We start from the raw sequence: 17,418 nt of genomic DNA on the forward strand, positions 1-17,418 counted from the left end.
CGACGTGGGTTTCAAGGAGATGCTGTGGAGAATGGTCATGGCCCTGCTCGCTTTGCTCTTTAAGTCCGTGTCACCTGAAGGGTTCAGGCAGGATTAGTTATTGTCTGCATCCAGCGCCGGCACGGTGTCCGTTTGCGGCGCGGGGGCTGCGGTACCCATTTGCGGATCCCCCCCCAAGGCGACAATCACCTGAAGGGCGCGTTGTTGCAAGTCCGAGGTCACATCCGCGTCGTTCAGGATCCCCTGATACCGTTCGATCGCCGCCTCGGGGGCGTCTTCTTCGATGTCGATCATGGCCAGTTGTTCTTGCGCCAGCAAGCGCAGGCTGCTGCCCGGCTGCGCCAGATTTTCCAACGCCAGACGGCGTTCATTGGCGGGCATATCCGATCCTTGCAGGGTAATCGCCTTGAACTGGGCGATTTCGCGGTAGATCGCGGGCACATCCGCATCCAGCCCGATGCCGTTCAAGGTGGCGACGGCGGCGTCGGTCTCGCCTGCTTCGGCTTGTTCGGCGGCGGTCAGCAAGCCCAGCATGGCACCGGCGCGGGGGTTTGTGGCCTCGATTTTTTCAAAGGCGGCAGCGCGGGCGGCTGTATCTTCAGCGGAAAGCGCTGCAAACATCGCGTCGCCAAGGGTTTCCGCCTCTGCGCGGGCCTGCGCTTTCTGGTATTCGTTCCACGCGGCCCCACCGACCAGCAGGATCACGGCCAGCACCGCAATCCAGCCATAGCGCTTGAGCATAAAGTAGAACCGGTCGCGGCGGACCTCTTCGTTTACTTCGTCGATGAAACTGTCTGTATCGCTCATGTGGTACCCGTCCCGCCTGATTTAACGCCCCTCTTAACCTGCGGCTGCGGGGCTGCCAAGGGCTTGGCTGCACAGCAAGTGACCCACGCGTTGTTCACAAGGTCGCATGTCGCAAGTTTTTTCAATAGTGAACTATGCAGTTCAGTTTTATTCGCTTAAGCATTTGGCCCTATAGCATACGACATACTGCGGTGCCGCAACGCCCGCGTTTACTGAACCGAGGCCCGAATGCGCATCTTCCCCCTTCTGGCGGCCATCGCCGTTTCCGCCCTGATGTATATGGCAATTTTCGAACGTGACGCCCTGTTGGGGCTTGCACAGGGGGCCGCGCAACCTCCGGCGCCTGCGGTCGATGCCGACAGCGCCGATACCGCGTCCCCCTCCGATGTGGCAGAGCCCGCGCGGGTGAAGGTCGTGGTGCAGCGCAGCGCGGCGGCACCGCTCGCCTCTGCCGTGATCGTGCGCGGTCAGACCACGGCGGCGCGGCAGGTGGCGGTGAAGGCGGAAACCTCAGCCGTTGTGGTATCGGCCCCGCTGCGCAAGGGCGCGACCGTGAAAGCGGGCGATGTGCTGTGCGAGCTGGACCCCGGCACCCGTGGCGCGCAACAGGCAGAGGCGCAAGCCCGCCGCAACGAAGCACAATCCCGCGTCCCGGAGGCACAGGCCCGTGTGGCCGAGGCGCAGGCCCGTCTGGATGAAACCCTGATCAAGCTGAACGCGGCACAAAAACTGGGCGAAGGCGGGTTTTCGTCGCAGACCACGCTGGCCACCGCCGAAGCAGCTGTCGCCGCCGCGCGCGCCGCACTCAGCTCCGCCGAGGCGGGGCTGAATGCGGCACATTCCGGCATTGAGGCTGCGGAGGCCGCCGTCGCCAGCACCCAGGCCGAGATTGACCGGCTGACCCTCACCGCGCCGTTCGAAGGGCTGCTGGAAAGCGACACCGCAGAGCTTGGCAGCCTGCTGCAAACCGGATCGCTTTGTGCGCAGGTGATCCAGCTTGACCCGATCAAACTGGTGGGCTTTGTCCCCGAGACCGAGGTTGACCGCGTCAGCCTTGGCGCGCAGGCGCAGGCGCGGCTGGCCGCGGGCGACCGCGAGATCGCAGGCACCGTCACTTTTATCTCGCGCGCCTCCGATCCGACGACGCGCACCTTTCAGGTGGAAATCGAGGTGCCCAACCCCGATCTGAGCATCCGCGACGGCCAGACCGCCGAAATCGCCATCGCCTCGGCCGGGGTCGAGGCGCATCTGCTGCCGCAATCGGCCCTGACGCTGAATGATGACGGCACCCTTGGCGTGCGTCTGATCGACGCCGCGAATACCGTTGATTTCGCCGCAGTCACACTTGTGCGCGACACGCCCGAAGGCATCTGGGTCACCGGCCTGCCTGAACAGGCAGATGTCATCGTTCTGGGACAGGAATATGTCACCGCTGGCGTGACCGTGACCCCGACCTTCCGCGACGAGGCCCCGGAATGAGCGGCATGGTCGATTGGGCCGCGGGCCGTGCCCGTATGGTCATGGCGTTTATCCTGCTGAGCCTCGTGGTGGGGGGCTACGCCTACTCCACCCTGCCCAAAGAGGGCGAGCCCGACATCGAGATCCCCGCGCTTTTCGTCTCGGTCCAGTTTCCGGGCATCTCTGCCGCGGATAGCGAAACCCTGCTGGTCAAACCGATGGAGACGGAGCTTTCCGATCTGGACGGCCTGAAGACCATGACCGGCACCGCCGCCGAAAACTACGCCGGTGTCGCGCTGGAATTCGAATTCGGCTGGGACAAGTCCAAGATCATGGCCGATGTGCGCGACGCGATGAGCACGGCGGAATCCAAATTCCCCGAAGGCTACGAGAAATATTCGATCACAGAGATCAACTTTTCCGAATTCCCCATCATCATCGTCAACCTGACCGGCCCCGTACCCGAACGTACCATGGCCCGCGTCGCGCGTGATCTGCAGGACGCGCTGGAAGGTGTGGATGCGGTGCTTGAAGCAGGGTTGGCGGGCGACCGTGACGAGATGCTTGAGGTGCTGATCGATCCCTTGCGGCTGGAAGCCTATGACGTGACCGCGGGCGAGCTGATCAATGTGGTGCAGAATAACAACCAGTTGATTGCCGCGGGCGAAGTGCAATCGGATCAGGGCAGTTTCTCGGTCAAGATCCCGTCCTCCTTTGATGAACCGCGCGATGTCTATGCGCTGCCGGTCAAGACCAACGGCGACCGCGTGGTGACACTGGGCGATCTGGCGACCATCAACCTGACCTTTGAAGACCGCGAAGGCACCGCACGGTTCAACGGGGAAAAGACGCTGGCGCTGCAGGTGGTCAAACGCAAGGGCTATAACCTGATCGACACCTCCACCCAGGTGAAAGAGATCGTCGCCGCCCAAAGCGCCGCCTGGCCAGAGGGGCTGAAAGCCGCTGTCACGCTTGGCACCTCGAACGACCAAAGCCGCATCGTCGACAGTATGGTGCAGCAGCTTCTGGGGTCGGTCTTTACCGCGATTGCGCTGGTGATGATCGTGGTGCTTGCCGCCCTGGGGATCCGTGCGGCCCTGCTGGTGGGCTTTGCGATTCCCACGTCGTTCCTGCTGTGTTTTGCCTTTCTCGCGCTGATGGGGATCTCCATCTCGAACATCGTGATGTTCGGGCTGATCCTTGCGGTGGGGATGCTGGTGGATGGCGCGATTGTTGTGGTGGAATATGCCGACGCGCGCCAGCAACAGGGCGAAGGCCCCATGGCCGCCTATGTCGAGGCCGCCAAACGCATGTTCTGGCCCATCATCTCGTCCACCGCGACCACCCTTTGCGCGTTCCTGCCCATGCTGTTCTGGCCCGGCGTCCCGGGGGAGTTCATGGGCATGTTGCCGGTCACGCTGATCTTTGTGCTCTCCGCCTCGCTTGTGGTGGCGCTGATCTATCTACCCGTCATGGGCGGCGTCACCGGACGGCTGGAACGCTGGATGGCGCAGAATATGACTGCCATCGCCAAGCTGCGGTTCTATCTGCATCTGCTGCTGTTTCCCATTGTCGCCGCGATGATCGCCCTGCCGCTGGCGCTGATGCAGCCGCTGTTTGCCGTGATCTCGGCGCAGTTCGCGGGCATGGACGGGCTGGATATCCTTGGCTCGGTCATTCCGGTCTTTGCTGTGGTCTTTATCTGCATCGCGGTGCTCTGCGCGCTGGTGGCGGTGGCGATATCGGGCGTGCTTTTGGGGCTGACCAGCTTTTTCGCGTTGTTCACCCGCATGGGCCGCGGGGGCCGCTGGGTCACATCGCGGCTGTTCCGCAAAGAGCCCACCGTGATCAAGGCCGGCTACCGTCGATCTGGCTTCGGGCGGCTCATTGCCTTTATCGCGGGCAATCCGGTGATGCCGCTGGTGGTCGCGGGGGTCGTCTTTGTCTTTGTCGGCACCACAATGATCTTCTTTGGCAACAACAGCAAAGGCGTGGAATTCTTTGTCGAATCCGAACCCGAGCAAGCGATTGTCTATGTGCTGGCAAGGGGCAACCTGTCGCTGGCGGAAAAAGACGCGATCATGCAGCAGGCGGAGGCGATTGTGCTGGCGCATCCCGGTGTCTCTACCGCCTTTGCCTTTGCTGGTGAGGGCGGGCTCGACAGCAATACCGGCGGGGCGCAGGCCCCCAAGGACAGCATCGGTCAGGTGCAGCTTGAAACCATCCCGTGGGAAGACCGCGCCCTGCGCCCGGAACTGGACGGCGACATCGTGATCGCAGAGCTCACGGAAGCGCTGAGCGCGATCCCCGGCATCAAGATCGAAATCCTTGCACAGGCGCGCGGCCCTGCGTCGGGCAAGCCGGTGCATCTGCGTCTGAAATCCGACAGTTTCACTGACCTGATCGCCGCGACGGCACAGGCCCGTGACACCTTCGAGAAAACCCCCGGCTTGACCCTGATCGAAGACACCCGTCCCCTGCCCGGCATCGACTGGCAGATCGACGTGGATGTCGCCAAGGCGGGGCAATACGGGGCTGATGTGGTCACCGTCGGCGCGATGGTACAGCTGGTCACCCGCGGGCTGCTGCTGGACACGATGCGGGTCGACAGTTCGGACGAAGAGATCGAGATCAGGGTGCGCCTGCCGCAAGAAGACCGTGTGCTCAGCACGCTGGACACGCTGAAGGTGCGCACGGCGGATGGGCTGGTGCCGCTGTCGAACTTTATCACCCGCACCCCCGTGCCCAAGCTGGCAGAGATCAACCGGATCGACCAGAAACGCTATCTTGATGTGAAGGCCGATGTCTTCCCCGGGCTGGTCAAGCTGGTGCGCACGGTGGATGCCTCCCAAGGTGCCGCGAAAGCGGGCACAGAACAGGCGGGCACAGGACAGACGGGCGAGACGACAATCACCCTCGCTACGATGCGCCCTGCGGGGGACGCGGGCGATATCACGGGGCCCGAGGGCGCGGCCTTCAAGATCACCAACCGGACCAATGCCGCCCAAGGCGTCGATCTGCAACAAGAGCTGGACAATGGCACCCTGCGCATGATCCCGATCAATGCCAACGAACGGATTGCGGAGCTGACCAAATGGCTGGAAACCCGGCCCCTGCCCGCGGGCGTCAGCTATGAATGGACCGGCGACCAAGAGGATCAGGCCGAAAGTCAGGCGTTCTTGTCCTCGGCCTTTACCGCGGCACTGGGGTTGATGTTCATCATCCTGCTGGCGCAGTTCAACAGCATCTACAACTCGGTGCTGGTGCTGCTGGCGGTGGTGCTATCGACCACGGGCGTGCTGATTGGCATGTTGGTGATGGATCAGACGTTTTCGATCATCATGACGGGCACGGGGATCGTGGCGCTGGCGGGGATTGTGGTGAACAATAACATCATCCTGATCGATACCTATCAGGAGTTCAGCCAGTACATGCCGCGGATCGAGGCGATCATTCGCACGGCGCAGGCCCGTATCCGCCCCGTACTGCTGACCACCATCACCACAATGGCAGGGCTTGCGCCGATGATGTTCGGGCTTAGCCTCGACTTTGCCAATGGCGGCTACACCATCGACAGCCCCACAGCGCTGTGGTGGAAACAGCTGGCAACGGCGGTGGTCTTTGGTCTGGGCATCGCGACGGTGCTGACGCTGCTGGTCACCCCGTCACTGTTGGCGATCCGCGTGTGGGCCACCACCTACGCCCGCTGGATCGCGCGGCTGCTGGCCAAGATGTCGCTGGGGCGCGCCAGCAAATCCGCGCAGGACTGGGCGCTGGCCCGAGACGCACGCAGGCTGCAAACAACCGTGATCCAGTGGGAGGACACCGGACCGCCGGCCCATACCCCACCGGCGGAGTGACCCTTAGGCCGCGGCGGGCATCTGGTCGGCCGCCGCGGCCTCCTGCTGCTGGCGCAGCTTGGGCATGGTAAAGATCACCAGCGCCAATGCCGCCACACCACACAGCGCGATGCTCACCACCATGGGCACAGCGGTGCCGTCAAAGAACGGCGTCGTCGCAGCGATGCAAAAGGCCCCCGTCAGCATTGTCAGGCTTCCGCTGAGCGAGGACGCCATACCCGCGCGCCGCCCGTGGGCATCAAGTGCCGCGACCATCGCCGAAGGCACAACGACCCCCAGAAAGGAATAGGCCAGAAACAGCCCGATCAACAGCACCGGCAGCGTGCCGAAACCGGCCAGCACAACGCCCGTCAACAGCGCAGAGCAGACGGCAAAGCCGGTGACACCGCGCCCGATCAGCGTGGCAAGCCCCCACATATCCGCCAGACGCCCCGCCGCCTGTGTCGCGATAAAGAACCCCACCGCGTTAAAGGCGAAGGCCAGCGAGAACTCGGTCGGGGTCAGCCCGAATTGACCGGTGTAGACGAAGGACGCGCTGGAGATGAACAAGAAGAAGCTCGCCATGCCGAAACCCGCGATGAAGGTCAGGCCGACGAACACCGGATCGCGGAAAAGGATACCACAGCTACGCGACAGCTCGCGCAGATTGACCTTGCGGCGCTTGTCTGCGGTCAGCGTCTCGGGCAGCGCGATCTGCGCCATCGTCAACGTCGCCGCCGCAAGGATCGCGAGGGCGAGGAAAATCTCGCGCCAGCTGCCGAAACTCACCACCGCGCTGCCCGCCAAGGGGGCCAGCATGGGCGAGACCGAGATCACCAGCATGATCGACGACATCAACCGCGTCGCCTGCGCACCGGTGTACATATCGCGCACGATGGCACGGGGAATAACCATTACCGTCGCCCCGCCGATGCCCTGCACCAGACGCCCCAAGACCAGCGTCTCGATGTCGGGGGCCACAGCGCAGATCACCGCGCCGACGCAGAAAATGCTCATCCCGATGGCAAGGGTCTTTTTGCGCCCGATCTGGTCGGACAGCGGCCCATAGACCAGCTGCGACACGCCATAGGCGAGGAAATAGGCGACCAGTGTGATCTGGGCCGCCGAGACAGAGACATCCAGCGCCTCTTCGATCGCGGGCAAGGCAGGCAGATACATGTCGATGGCAAAAGGACCTGTCACACAGATAGAGCCAAGAATAAGGGCGGTACGGAACATTCCGGCAGGCATGGGTAGTCCTTCAAATTTATGGGCAAGGCTGTGGGGGTGCCGCGCGTCGTGGCGCTCGGCCAGCGCTGAGCTAGCACATATGCACCCGACGGCAAGAATGCACCATGTTGTTTGTATGCATATACCGGCAATTCACTGCTTGTTGATCGAATTTTGCTCGTTCGTGGGGCAAGACGTACTAGGTTCCAGAGGGAAGCCGTGGCCTGCGGGCCGCGCAAACCGAAGGAGAGACCTCATGATCCGCAAGACACTCGCCGCGACAACGCTCGCCCTCACGGCGCTGGCCGCCCTACCAGCCGCCGCCGATATTATCACCAAGATGAGCCCCCATTCTGTGCCCGACACAATCGACCGTCTGGAAGCTGCCGTGACCGAAGCCGGTGCCACGGTCTTTGCCCGCGTGGACCACGCCGAAGGGGCGACCAAAGTGGATATGGAGCTGCGCCCGACCACATTGCTGATCTTTGGCAACCCCAAGCTGGGCACGCCTGCGATGCTGGATGGTCAGACCGCTGGTCTAGACCTGCCCATGCGCGTGCTGGCCTATGCCGATGACAGCGGCATGGTGCATGTCAGCTACCACGACCCCGCCACTTTGGCCGCAGACCACGGGTTGCCCGATGACGCGGAATATCTGACCAAAATGACCGGCGCGCTGGACAAGCTCACCGACAAGGCCATCGCGGAGGAATAACCCCCGCGCCGACCGAACCTTTGTGGCGCCAGCTATTCGCCCTCGGATTGCTGGCGTTGCCACAGTTGCGCATAGCGCCCGTTGCGTGCCAGCAGATCGTCATGGGTGCCCTGCTCGACCACCTCGCCCTGTTCCAGCACGACGATACGGTCGGCCTCGGCCACGGTGGACAGGCGGTGCGCGATTGTCAGCACCGTGCGCCCCTTGCCCGCCTGACGCAGGGCATCCTGAATCTCGTGCTCCGTCTCGCTGTCCAGCGCGCTTGTTGCTTCGTCCAGCAGCAGGATCGGCGGGTTTTTCAGCAGGGTCCGCGCGATACCGACACGCTGCTTTTCCCCTCCCGACAGTTTCAGCCCACGTTCACCCACAGCGGTTTCATACCCGTGGGGCAAACGCTGGATAAAGTCGTGGATCTGCGCCGATTTCGCCGCGGCTTCGATGTCTTCTTGCGTGGCGTTATCGCGGCCATAGGCGATGTTATAGCCGATGGTATCGTTGAACAGCACGGTATCCTGAGGCACCACGCCAATCGCGCGGTGCAGGCTGTCTTGGGTCACATCGCGGACATCTTGCCCGTCCACACGCACGGCACCGCCTTGCACATCGTAGAACCGGAACAGCAAACGCCCGATGGTGGATTTCCCCGATCCGGTAGAGCCGACAATCGCCACCATCTCGCCCGGGGCGGCTTCGATCGACACGCCCTTGAGGATCTCTCGGTCGTCGTCATAGCCAAAGCGCACGTTGTCCAGCGTGACACGCCCACCCGAGACTTGCAGCGCAGGGGCATCAGGCTTGTCCGAGATTTCGGCCGGTTGATCGAGCAGCGTGAACATCTGCCCCATATCGACCAGCGCCTGACGGATTTCGCGATAGACGGTGCCAAGGAAGTTCAGCGGCACGGTCAACTGCACCATATAGGCGTTGACCATGACGAAATCCCCCACGGTAAGATCACCGTTCTGCACCCCGATAGCGGCCAGGATCATCACGCCCACCAACCCGCAGGTGATCAGCAACGACTGGCCGAAGTTCAGGAAGGCAAGCGAGTAGTTCGTCTTGATCGCCGCCTCTTCATAGCCCGCCATCGCCGCGTCATAGCGCTGCGCCTCGCGCTGTTCGGCGACGAAATACTTGACGGTTTCATAGTTCAGCAGGCTGTCGATAGCCTTTTGGTTGGCATCTGTGTCGCGGTCGTTCATCTGGCGGCGCAGCTTCACGCGCCACTCGGTCACCGCGAAGGTAAACCAGACGTAAAGCCCGATGGTGACCGTCACGATCAGCAGATACCACGCGTCAAACAGCACGGTCAGGATGATGCCGACCAGCAGCAGCTCCAGAATCAGCGGCCCGATCGAGAAAAGCAAGAAGCGGAGCAGGAATTCCACACCCTTGACCCCGCGTTCGATGATCCGGCTCAGCCCGCCGGTCTTGCGCGTGATGTGATAGCGCATCGACAGCTTGTGGATATGCTCGAACGTCTCTAGCGCAAGCATCCGCAGGGCGCGCTGGCCAACACGGGCAAAAACCGCGTCGCGCAGCTGTTGAAAACCCACGTTCATCGCGCGGGCCATACCATAGGCGATCGTCAACCCCACCGCGCCAAGCGCCAGAAACGGCACGCCCTCATTCGCGAGAGCATCCACCGCGTCTTTGTAAAGTACGGGAATAACAACAGAAATCAGCTTGGACACCACCAAGAAGATCAGCGCCCAGACCACGCGTTTCTTGACCCAAGGCATATCGTCGGGCCACAGGTACGGGGCCACCTTGCGCAAGACAAGCAGGTTCGACTGCCGCTCTGCAGCTTGGGCGATCTCCTCTTCTGTCATGGGATATTGGGTGGCGGGTTTGGGCTGGCTGGCAGTGCGCGGGCTATCGGCTGACATGAACGATCCTGTGTGGTTGCCCCTTACATAGGGCCGTCAGCCGGATCATGCCAGTGCAGCAGTTTCATCTGCCCGCATAGCCGCTCTTCAATCGGGCAGATCAAAGACCTGACCGGGGTAGATCAGATCGGGATCTCGGATTGATGAGCGGTTGGCGGCAAAGACGCGCACATAGAGCGTCGGGTCACCGTAGCGTTCGCGCGCGATGGCCCAAAGCGTAGCCCCTTCCTGCACGGTCACCGCCTTGATCGGGCCGTCGTTGTCTGCGGTGGCACGGGCCAGCACCTCGGGGGATTCACGTTTGAACGGGGTTTCCACGCGGCTGATCACGTCGCCGCCCTGATCCAACTCGTCCACGCGCAGGGTGTAGATGCCGGTCTTGATATCCTCGATATCGCCGCGCCAACGGCCTTGGGGGTCCACCTCAAGCGCGCCGACGCTGCGGTTGTCCAGATAGACCCGCACGGAAGACGCCTGCGCCTGTGCGCGCCCCGCCAGCCGGACCTCGCCCTCATCGGAATAGGTGATCGTGTCAAGCGCGATACGGTCGGTCACCTCGGGCGCGGTGCCGGGCAGTAATTCCACACCATCGGCGTCGGATTTCAACAGGGCGACGGGCGCATCTTCTGTGGGGGACGCGGGATCGGGCTGCGGCGTCACAGCGGCGATCTCGGTCATCTCGGGGGCACTGTCATCGGGTGCTTCCCCCAGCGGTTCCGCGACCGGGGCGGAGGCCGTTTCAGGTGCGGTGTCGTCGGACGTGGTCTCTGGCGTGGTCTCTGATGTGCTGTCAATTGATACGTCTGATGTATCCGACAGTGCCACCTGCGCCACGGCAGGTGCGGTGATCGGGGCCAAGATGACTTCCTCGACCGAGGCGACGGGGCCTGTTTCGGCATCCGCGCTCAGGCTCAGGATCTTGCCGCTGCCATCGGGCGGCAAAATGGCAAGCGTGGCGAATTTGCCAGAGCGGTCGGCCTGCGCGCTGGCGACCTCTGCCCCGTTGCTGATGACGCTGACGCGGGCCCCTGGTGCTGCGCGGCCTGCGATCACGGTCATCCCGTCCCCCTCGCGGCGCACCTCGTCAAAGCTGGGGGTGGCGGGCGATGCGGCAGGGTCAGGCGTTTGCGGCGCAGGGGGAACGGTGGCGGCGGCCTTGGTGTCTTGGGGTGCGGTGGCGGTCTGCGCGGGGGGCTGGGCCGCGGGTTTCGGCTGGGCGGCAGTGTCTTTCGCCGTATCCGGTACGACGGGACCCGCATCTTGCGACCAGATATATCCCGCAACGGCAACCGCCACGACCAGCGCGGTGCCCGCAAACTGAGCACCCCGCGTTTGAAACACCCACATCCCGTTCATCCCTTTGAACTTCCCCACATTGAGGACTTGTACCAAGCAGGCTATCACGGGTCAAAATGCAGCTGCATGCCATGTGCATATTCGCAAAAAGGACTCCCGTTTATGATCCAGAAATCCGTATGTGTTTACTGCGGCTCGCGCCCCGGTGATGACCCCGAATATACCGCACAAGCCGACGCTTTGGGGCGCGCTTTGGCGCAGAACGATTGGCGGCTGGTCTATGGCGCGGGGGACGTGGGGCTGATGGGCACCGTTGCACGCGCAGCGCAAACGGCGGGCGGCACGACCTTTGGCGTGATCCCCGATCATCTGGTGAAATGGGAGGTCGGCAAGACCGATCTGACCACCTATGTCGTGACCGAAACCATGCATGAACGCAAAAAGGTGATGTTCATGAATTGCGATGCCGTCGTGGTCCTGCCCGGCGGTGCCGGATCACTGGACGAGCTGTTCGAAGTGCTGACCTGGCGCCAGTTGGGGCTACATCAGAAGCCGGTAATCCTATTGAATACAAATGGTTACTGGGATCCTCTCACAGCGCTTCTGGATCATGTCGTCGCCCGCGGCTTTGCCGAAGAAAGCCTGCTTGGCTATGTGGATACGGTCGATGACGTTGACGGCGCGCTGGACGTTCTGCGCCGTAGCCTGACCGCATAGAGGTACGCACGGCAGCTCGCGCGCTAGTGCAGAAAGCGCCTGCGCGGCATCGGGTTGATCGGCGGCGAAGCAGGATCAGGAGTGCTATAGGCGGTAGGTTAAAGCGGCCAACGCCATACTCCCTGTTGCCGCTAGCACGCGCGACACAGCAAAGGGCACCCACGTCTGGATGCCCTTTCAAATCACCGCCCTGCGGCAACCCGGATACCTATAGATTTGGCCGCATAGCCAGATTTCTACTGTTGCTAAGCGGCCACATCCTCACGCTGTTTCAAGCGTCGATTTCACGATATTCTCGATCTCTTCGATGGGGTGGTTCGTCAGCGTCTTGGGGATTTCGCCCACGACTTTGTCTGCGACCTCTTTGTGCATCTCGTGACGCAACTCGCCCAGAGTGTTCGGCGGTGCGACCAGAATGATCTTATCGAACCTGCCCTTATGCGCCTGTTTGTACAGGATATCCGCCAGCTCGCTGGCAAAGCGGTCCTTGGACAGCTGGTGCCAGTCGGTGTCGTCCACAGCCGAGCGGTGCACGGACGGGCCATCGTTGAAGCGTCCACGACGATTGGCGGCCTGATCGCGGTTGGGCGGGTTGTCCTGCTCTTCCTCGCGGAAGACCTGCAGGAACGGATCCTCTCCGTCGGTTTCATTCACCATGAACAGCGCTTTTTCACCGTCTGCGATCAGCACCCAAGTGCCATTTTCAATCTTGGTCATGCGTCTTCTCCGTGGTTGCGTTTGTCTTCGCCAGTGACGCGGGTGTCAGCGCCGGGTTTGTCGACCACCTGTTTCTCTTCGTCTTGTGTGCCGACATCGCGTTGCAGCCCCCCGCCCGAGCGGCCCTGATGGTCAATATCATCGGCTTCGCTGATGTATTTGTCGGTTTCCTTGACGCCGTCCTTCGATCTGTGACGCTCTGCCATCGTGGTCTCCTTCTCATCTTGTGGGTTCATGGGTAAAACGCCCCAATCACGCCCGCGGTTCCACAAGAAAAGGCCCCACAGCGGAATGCTGCAGGGCCTTTCACATAAATATTTCAACAGGTTGGCGCGATGCCTTAACCCATCATATCGCGATTACATGCGCGACGCGACATTGTCCCAGTTGACCAGATTGTCGAGGAAGTTCGACAGGTAGTCGGGGCGCGCGTTGCGGAAATCGATGTAGTAGGAGTGCTCCCAAACGTCGCAGCCCAGCAGTGCGGTCTGACCGAAACAGACAGGGTTCACGCCGTTTTCGGTCTTGGTCACTTTCAGGCCACCGTCGGTGTCCTTGACCAGCCACGCCCAACCGGAGCCGAACTGACCGCCGCCCGCTGCTTTGAATTCATCCTTGAACTTATCGACAGAGCCAAAGCTTTCGGTGATCGCTTTTTCCAGCTCGGACGGCATTTTGCTGTCTTCGGGGGACATCATTTCCCAGAACTGGTTGTGGTTCCACAGTTGGCTGATGTTGTTGAAGATACCGCTTTGCGCAACCGCGTCAGGGTTGTAGGTGCCCTTGATGATTTCCTCGAGGGTCTTGCCTTCCCACTCGGTGCCTTCAATGGCTTTGTTGCCGTTGGTCACATAGGCGTTGTGGTGCTTATCGTGGTGATATTCCAGCGTTTCCTTGGACATACCTTTGGATGCAAGCGCATCGTGGGCATAGGGAAGATCAGGAAGAGTAAAAGCCATGAGAAAAGCCTCCGTTATTGAATTGCGTCTGGGTCACATGAAGCCCGTCCCGTCATAAGGTCAAGTGCTGATCGACCCGCAAGGGGGAAACCGGCACAGCTGACGGGGCGCTTCTATCGTCACCCGCTTAAGGGTAAAACGGCTGGCTGGGGCGAATGTTCCCGCCAGTCTGCCGCCCTGCCCCTGACCAGCGGCTTACCGCGCGGCGCTATAATATTCGGGGGCGGACCCGGCCTGTGCCGCGGTTTTAAGCAGATCAAACACATATTGCGCGACCGAGCGGAAGCAAACCAAACGGAAGCTGTCGCCGTCCTCGATCCAGAACGCGGCCGGCACCTGCGCCAGCCGCGTGCGGCGGATCATGCCGGGGGTGAAACTGTCTGGCGACAGATCCACCGGGGCGAGCTTGGCCAGCACATCGCGGCTGTGCGCCCCGCTGATGCGAAACACCGCCCGCGCGTCCGAGACATTGACCGCCAGCGTGTGATTGCTGCCAAAGCATTTGGTCAGCATCTCGATGGTGTCGCTGACCTGATCGTAGGGGCAGAGCAACAACAGCTCGTCCGGTGACATCCACGCGACACCGCGATCCCCGTTGATCTGGACGCTGCGGGTGTCGGGAAGGCCCAGGCCGACGGCCTTTTTCAGCGCCTTCTTCATATAGCCCGCCCCCAGATCCCCGCGGACAGAGATCATGCCAATCGGGTCCATCAGGGTCACCTCGGCAATGCCGCCGGTGAATTCCGCCGCTTTCAACGCGCTTACCGCCTCAGACATTTTGCTTGGCCCCTTCTTTGTCATAGAACACCGGATCGACGATTTTCGCCTGATAGGTCTTGCCGTCGGTCCCGGGGAAATCGATCACCTCGCCCATGCGGTCCGGCCCGTTCAGCACCAGCCCCATCGCGATCCCCTTACCCAAGGTCGGCGAATGATAGGTCGAGGTGACGCGCCCGATCACATTGCGCTGGCCGTTCTCGTTCTCGCCCTCGCCCACGGCGTAGGCCCCGTCCGGCAGGGTGCTGCCGTCGGTTGTTTCCAGCCCCACCAGCTTCCAGCGCGTCGGGTCCACCATATGGGACCGCTGCTGCGCGCGCTTGCCCAAGTAGTCGTCTTTCTTTTTCGAGATCGCCCAGTTCAGCCCCAGATCCTGCGGGATCACAGTGCCGTCGGTTTCGTCCCCGATCATGATAAAGCCCTTTTCGGCGCGCAGGATGTGCAGACATTCGGTCCCATAGGGCATCACGCCCAGATCATTGCCCGCCACCATCAGCGCATCCCAGAAGGCCTGTCCCTGCCCTGCATCCACCGCGATCTCGTAGCTTAGCTCGCCCGAGAAAGAGATCCGGTAAACACGGCACTTGAAGCCCCCCAGCGTGCCGTCTGCCCACTCCATAAAGGCCAGCGCGTCCTTGCTGACATCCATGCCGCCCAGCTTTTCCAGACATTTGCGTGCATTGGGGCCGACCACGGCGATCTGCGCATATTGCTCGGTGACATTGGCAACATAGACGTTGAAATCCCACCACTCGGTCTGGAGCCATTCTTCCATATGCTGGTGGATGCTTTCCGCGCCGCCTGTCGTTGTGTGGCACAAGAAGGTGTCGTCATCGATCCGCGCAACGACACCATCGTCGATCAGGAACCCGTTTTCCGAACACATCAGGCCATAGCGGCATTTACCCGGTTTCAGCGTGCTCATCATATTGGTGTAGAGCATATCGAGGAAGCGCCCCGCGTCCGGTCCCTTGACGATGATCTTGCCCAGGGTGGAGGCATCAAGCATCCCCAGTTTGCTGCGCGTGTTGGTGACCTCGCGCATCACCGCGTCATGGGTGGTTTCGCCCTTGCGCGGATAAGCATAGGGGCGTCGCCACTGGCCGACGGGTTCCCATTCGGCACCGTTCGCGTCGTGCCAGTCATGCAGCGGGGTGCGGCGGATCGGTTGGAACACATCGCCACGCGCCTCGCCCGCGATCGCGCCCATCGAAATCGGGTGGTACGGCGGGCGGAAGGTGGTGGTCCCAACGGTGGGAATATCCGCATCCATCGCGCCCGCCAGCGTTGCCAGCCCATTGATATTGCTGAGCTTCCCCTGATCCGTCGCCATGCCCAAGGTGGTGTAGCGTTTGGCGTGTTCGACGCTGACAAAGCCTTCTTGCGCGGCAAGCCGCACGTCTGACACTTTGACATCGTTCTGATAATCCAGCCACGTCTTCTCGCGCAGCTTCACATGCGCGCCTTGGGGCATCATCCACACGGGGGCGAGCGGCGCTTCCTCTTGCCGGTCGGCGTTCGGCGAGACAGCATCGGCGGGCAGCTTGAACCCCAGCGTCGTGACCACCCCATCGGCGGCGGCATGGGCGTCGTGCAAGATATCATCCAGCGCAAAGAACCCACCCGCGGCACCGGCAGCGGTGACAAAACCATGCCCATCCGCCCCCAGCGGCGGATTGTTCACATCGGGGCGGAACATGGCCCCGGCGGTATCCCAGGTCAGCTTGCCGCCGCAATGGGACCACAGATGCACCACCGGCGACCAGCCGCCGGACATGGCCACGGCGTCACAGGGGAAGGTTTCAAGCACCGCCCCCTCGCCCGCTTGGCTGCACACCTCTACGCCCGTGACGCGTTTGCCGCCTGTGACCCGCGCCACGGCATGACCCATCATCACCCGAATGCCCAGATCTTTGGCGCGCGTCATCAGCGCGGAATCCTGCGGCAGCACGCGGGCATCCAGAATGGCGGGCACGGTCAGACCGGCCTCGGTCAAGGCGATGGCGGTGCGGTAGGCGTCGTCGTTATTGGTGACCACCACCGTGCGATCCCCGACCAACACGCCATAGTTCACCAGATAATCCCGCACAGATGCGGCCAGCATCACGCCGGGAATGTCATTGCCAGCAAAGGACAAAGGACGTTCAATCGCGCCGGTGGCGGTCACGATATGACCTGCGCGAATGCGCCAGAGCCGGTGGCGCGGTCCGGCAGTCTCGGGCGCGTGGTCCGTCAGACGTTCATAGCCCAGCACATAGCCGTGGTCATAGACGCCCGCCCCCATGACACGGGTGCGCAGGGTGACGTTTGCCATCCCCGACAGCTCTGCCACCAGCGCGTCGATGAAATCGGCGACGGGCGTGCCATCGACCGTACCGCCATCCACGGGCGCGCGGCCGCCCCAATGGGCGGTCTGTTCCAACACGATGACCTTGGCACCGGACAGGGCCGCCGTGCGCGCGGCTTCGAGCCCCGCGACACCGCCGCCGATGATCAGCACATCGCAAAAGGCGTGGAAATGCTCATAGGTATCGCCATCGGTCTCCTTGGGCGCTTTGCCCAGACCGGCAGAGTGGCGGATGATCGGCTCGTAGACATGCTTCCAGAAGGGGCGCGGGTGGATGAACATCTTGTAGTAGAAGCCCGCGGGCAGAAAGCGGCTCAGGTGTTTGTTGATCGCGCCAACGTCGAATTCGAGGCTGGGCCAGTGGTTCTGGCTTTCCGCCTTGAGCCCGTCGAAAAGATCGGTGGTCGTGGCGCGTTGGTTGGGCTCGAACCGGTCGCCCTGCCCGAGGTTCACCAGCGCGTTGGGTTCTTCCGGGCCCGCCGCCACGATGCCGCGCGGACGGTGGTATTTGAACGACCGCCCCACCAGCATCTGGTCATTCGCCAGCAAGGCCGAGGCCAGGGTATCGCCCTCGAAGCCGCGCAGCTGCTTTCCGTTGAACGAAAAACTGACAGCATTTGATTTGTTCAGCAGGCGGCCGCCTGTGGCAATTCTGGTGCTCATGAAG

The 17,418-nt window shown here is 62.2% G+C and carries 13 protein-coding genes; 4 read left to right on the plus strand and 9 right to left on the minus strand.

What is annotated here, in order from left to right; all coding sequences use genetic code 11:
- Window positions 1-93: 93 nt before the first annotated feature.
- Window positions 94-807: a tetratricopeptide repeat protein gene (locus IV89_RS11085; RefSeq protein WP_037943935.1), complete on the minus strand. Its 714-nt coding sequence runs from the start codon at window positions 805-807 to the stop codon at window positions 94-96.
- Between the two features lie 228 nt (window positions 808-1,035).
- Between IV89_RS11085 and IV89_RS11090 the strand changes: the two genes are divergently transcribed.
- Entirely contained in the window at window positions 1,036-2,286 is a 1,251-nt protein-coding gene (locus IV89_RS11090) for an efflux RND transporter periplasmic adaptor subunit (protein ID WP_037943934.1), read from the plus strand.
- Window positions 2,283-6,125, plus strand: a complete 3,843-nt coding sequence (locus IV89_RS11095; RefSeq protein ID WP_037943932.1) for an efflux RND transporter permease subunit — start codon at window positions 2,283-2,285, stop codon at window positions 6,123-6,125. The genes IV89_RS11090 and IV89_RS11095 overlap by 4 nt, the downstream gene beginning before the upstream one ends.
- 3 nt (window positions 6,126-6,128) lie before the next feature.
- On the opposite strand, the gene IV89_RS11100 is transcribed toward IV89_RS11095, so the two are convergent.
- Window positions 6,129-7,355 (minus strand): multidrug effflux MFS transporter, encoded by a 1,227-nt coding sequence (locus IV89_RS11100; RefSeq protein WP_005852622.1) that lies wholly within the window; start codon window positions 7,353-7,355, stop codon window positions 6,129-6,131.
- A 235-nt stretch (window positions 7,356-7,590) separates the two neighbouring features.
- Here IV89_RS11100 and IV89_RS11105 point away from each other — a divergent pair, with 235 nt between their 5' ends.
- The gene (locus IV89_RS11105) at window positions 7,591-8,049 is read left to right on the plus strand and encodes a DUF302 domain-containing protein (protein ID WP_037943931.1); all 459 of its coding nucleotides are present in this window, start codon (window positions 7,591-7,593) and stop codon (window positions 8,047-8,049) included.
- A 32-nt stretch (window positions 8,050-8,081) separates the two neighbouring features.
- On the opposite strand, the gene IV89_RS11110 is transcribed toward IV89_RS11105, so the two are convergent.
- Window positions 8,082-9,881, minus strand: a complete 1,800-nt coding sequence (locus tag IV89_RS11110; protein ID WP_037944991.1) for an ABC transporter ATP-binding protein/permease — start codon at window positions 9,879-9,881, stop codon at window positions 8,082-8,084.
- A 144-nt stretch (window positions 9,882-10,025) separates the two neighbouring features.
- Complete coding sequence (locus IV89_RS11115; protein ID WP_037943929.1) at window positions 10,026-11,285, minus strand: Ig-like domain-containing protein; 1,260 nt, start codon at window positions 11,283-11,285, stop codon at window positions 10,026-10,028.
- 111 nt (window positions 11,286-11,396) lie between these two features.
- Here IV89_RS11115 and IV89_RS11120 point away from each other — a divergent pair, with 111 nt between their 5' ends.
- Window positions 11,397-11,951 carry a TIGR00730 family Rossman fold protein gene (locus IV89_RS11120; protein WP_005852616.1) on the plus strand — a complete coding sequence of 185 codons (555 nt, stop codon included), beginning with the start codon at window positions 11,397-11,399 and terminating at the stop codon, window positions 11,949-11,951.
- Window positions 11,952-12,212: 261 nt separating this feature from the next.
- Here the strand turns inward: IV89_RS11120 and IV89_RS11125 are convergent, their stop codons facing one another.
- The 5 genes from IV89_RS11125 to IV89_RS11145 form a co-directional block, all read right to left on the minus strand.
- A complete protein-coding gene (locus IV89_RS11125) occupies window positions 12,213-12,668 on the minus strand; it encodes a host attachment family protein (RefSeq protein WP_037943926.1) in 456 nt (151 codons plus the stop codon).
- A complete protein-coding gene (locus tag IV89_RS11130; protein WP_009826641.1) occupies window positions 12,665-12,904 on the minus strand; it encodes a hypothetical protein in 240 nt (79 codons plus the stop codon). The genes IV89_RS11125 and IV89_RS11130 overlap by 4 nt, the downstream gene beginning before the upstream one ends.
- A 123-nt stretch (window positions 12,905-13,027) precedes the next feature.
- On the minus strand, window positions 13,028-13,627 hold the full coding sequence (locus IV89_RS11135) for a superoxide dismutase (RefSeq protein WP_005852611.1): 600 nt from the start codon (window positions 13,625-13,627) through the stop codon (window positions 13,028-13,030).
- A gap of 195 nt (window positions 13,628-13,822) precedes the next feature.
- A complete protein-coding gene (locus IV89_RS11140; protein WP_037943925.1) occupies window positions 13,823-14,404 on the minus strand; it encodes a sarcosine oxidase subunit gamma family protein in 582 nt (193 codons plus the stop codon).
- Window positions 14,397-17,414 carry a sarcosine oxidase subunit alpha family protein gene (locus tag IV89_RS11145; protein ID WP_037943924.1) on the minus strand — a complete coding sequence of 1,006 codons (3,018 nt, stop codon included), beginning with the start codon at window positions 17,412-17,414 and terminating at the stop codon, window positions 14,397-14,399. Before IV89_RS11145 ends, IV89_RS11140 begins: the two co-directional genes overlap by 8 nt.
- Window positions 17,415-17,418 lie beyond the last annotated feature (4 nt).

Origin of the sequence: Sulfitobacter sp. CB2047, assembly GCF_000735125.2 — a bacterium.
In the GTDB taxonomy this organism is placed as follows: Bacteria; Pseudomonadota; Alphaproteobacteria; order Rhodobacterales; family Rhodobacteraceae; genus Sulfitobacter; species Sulfitobacter pontiacus.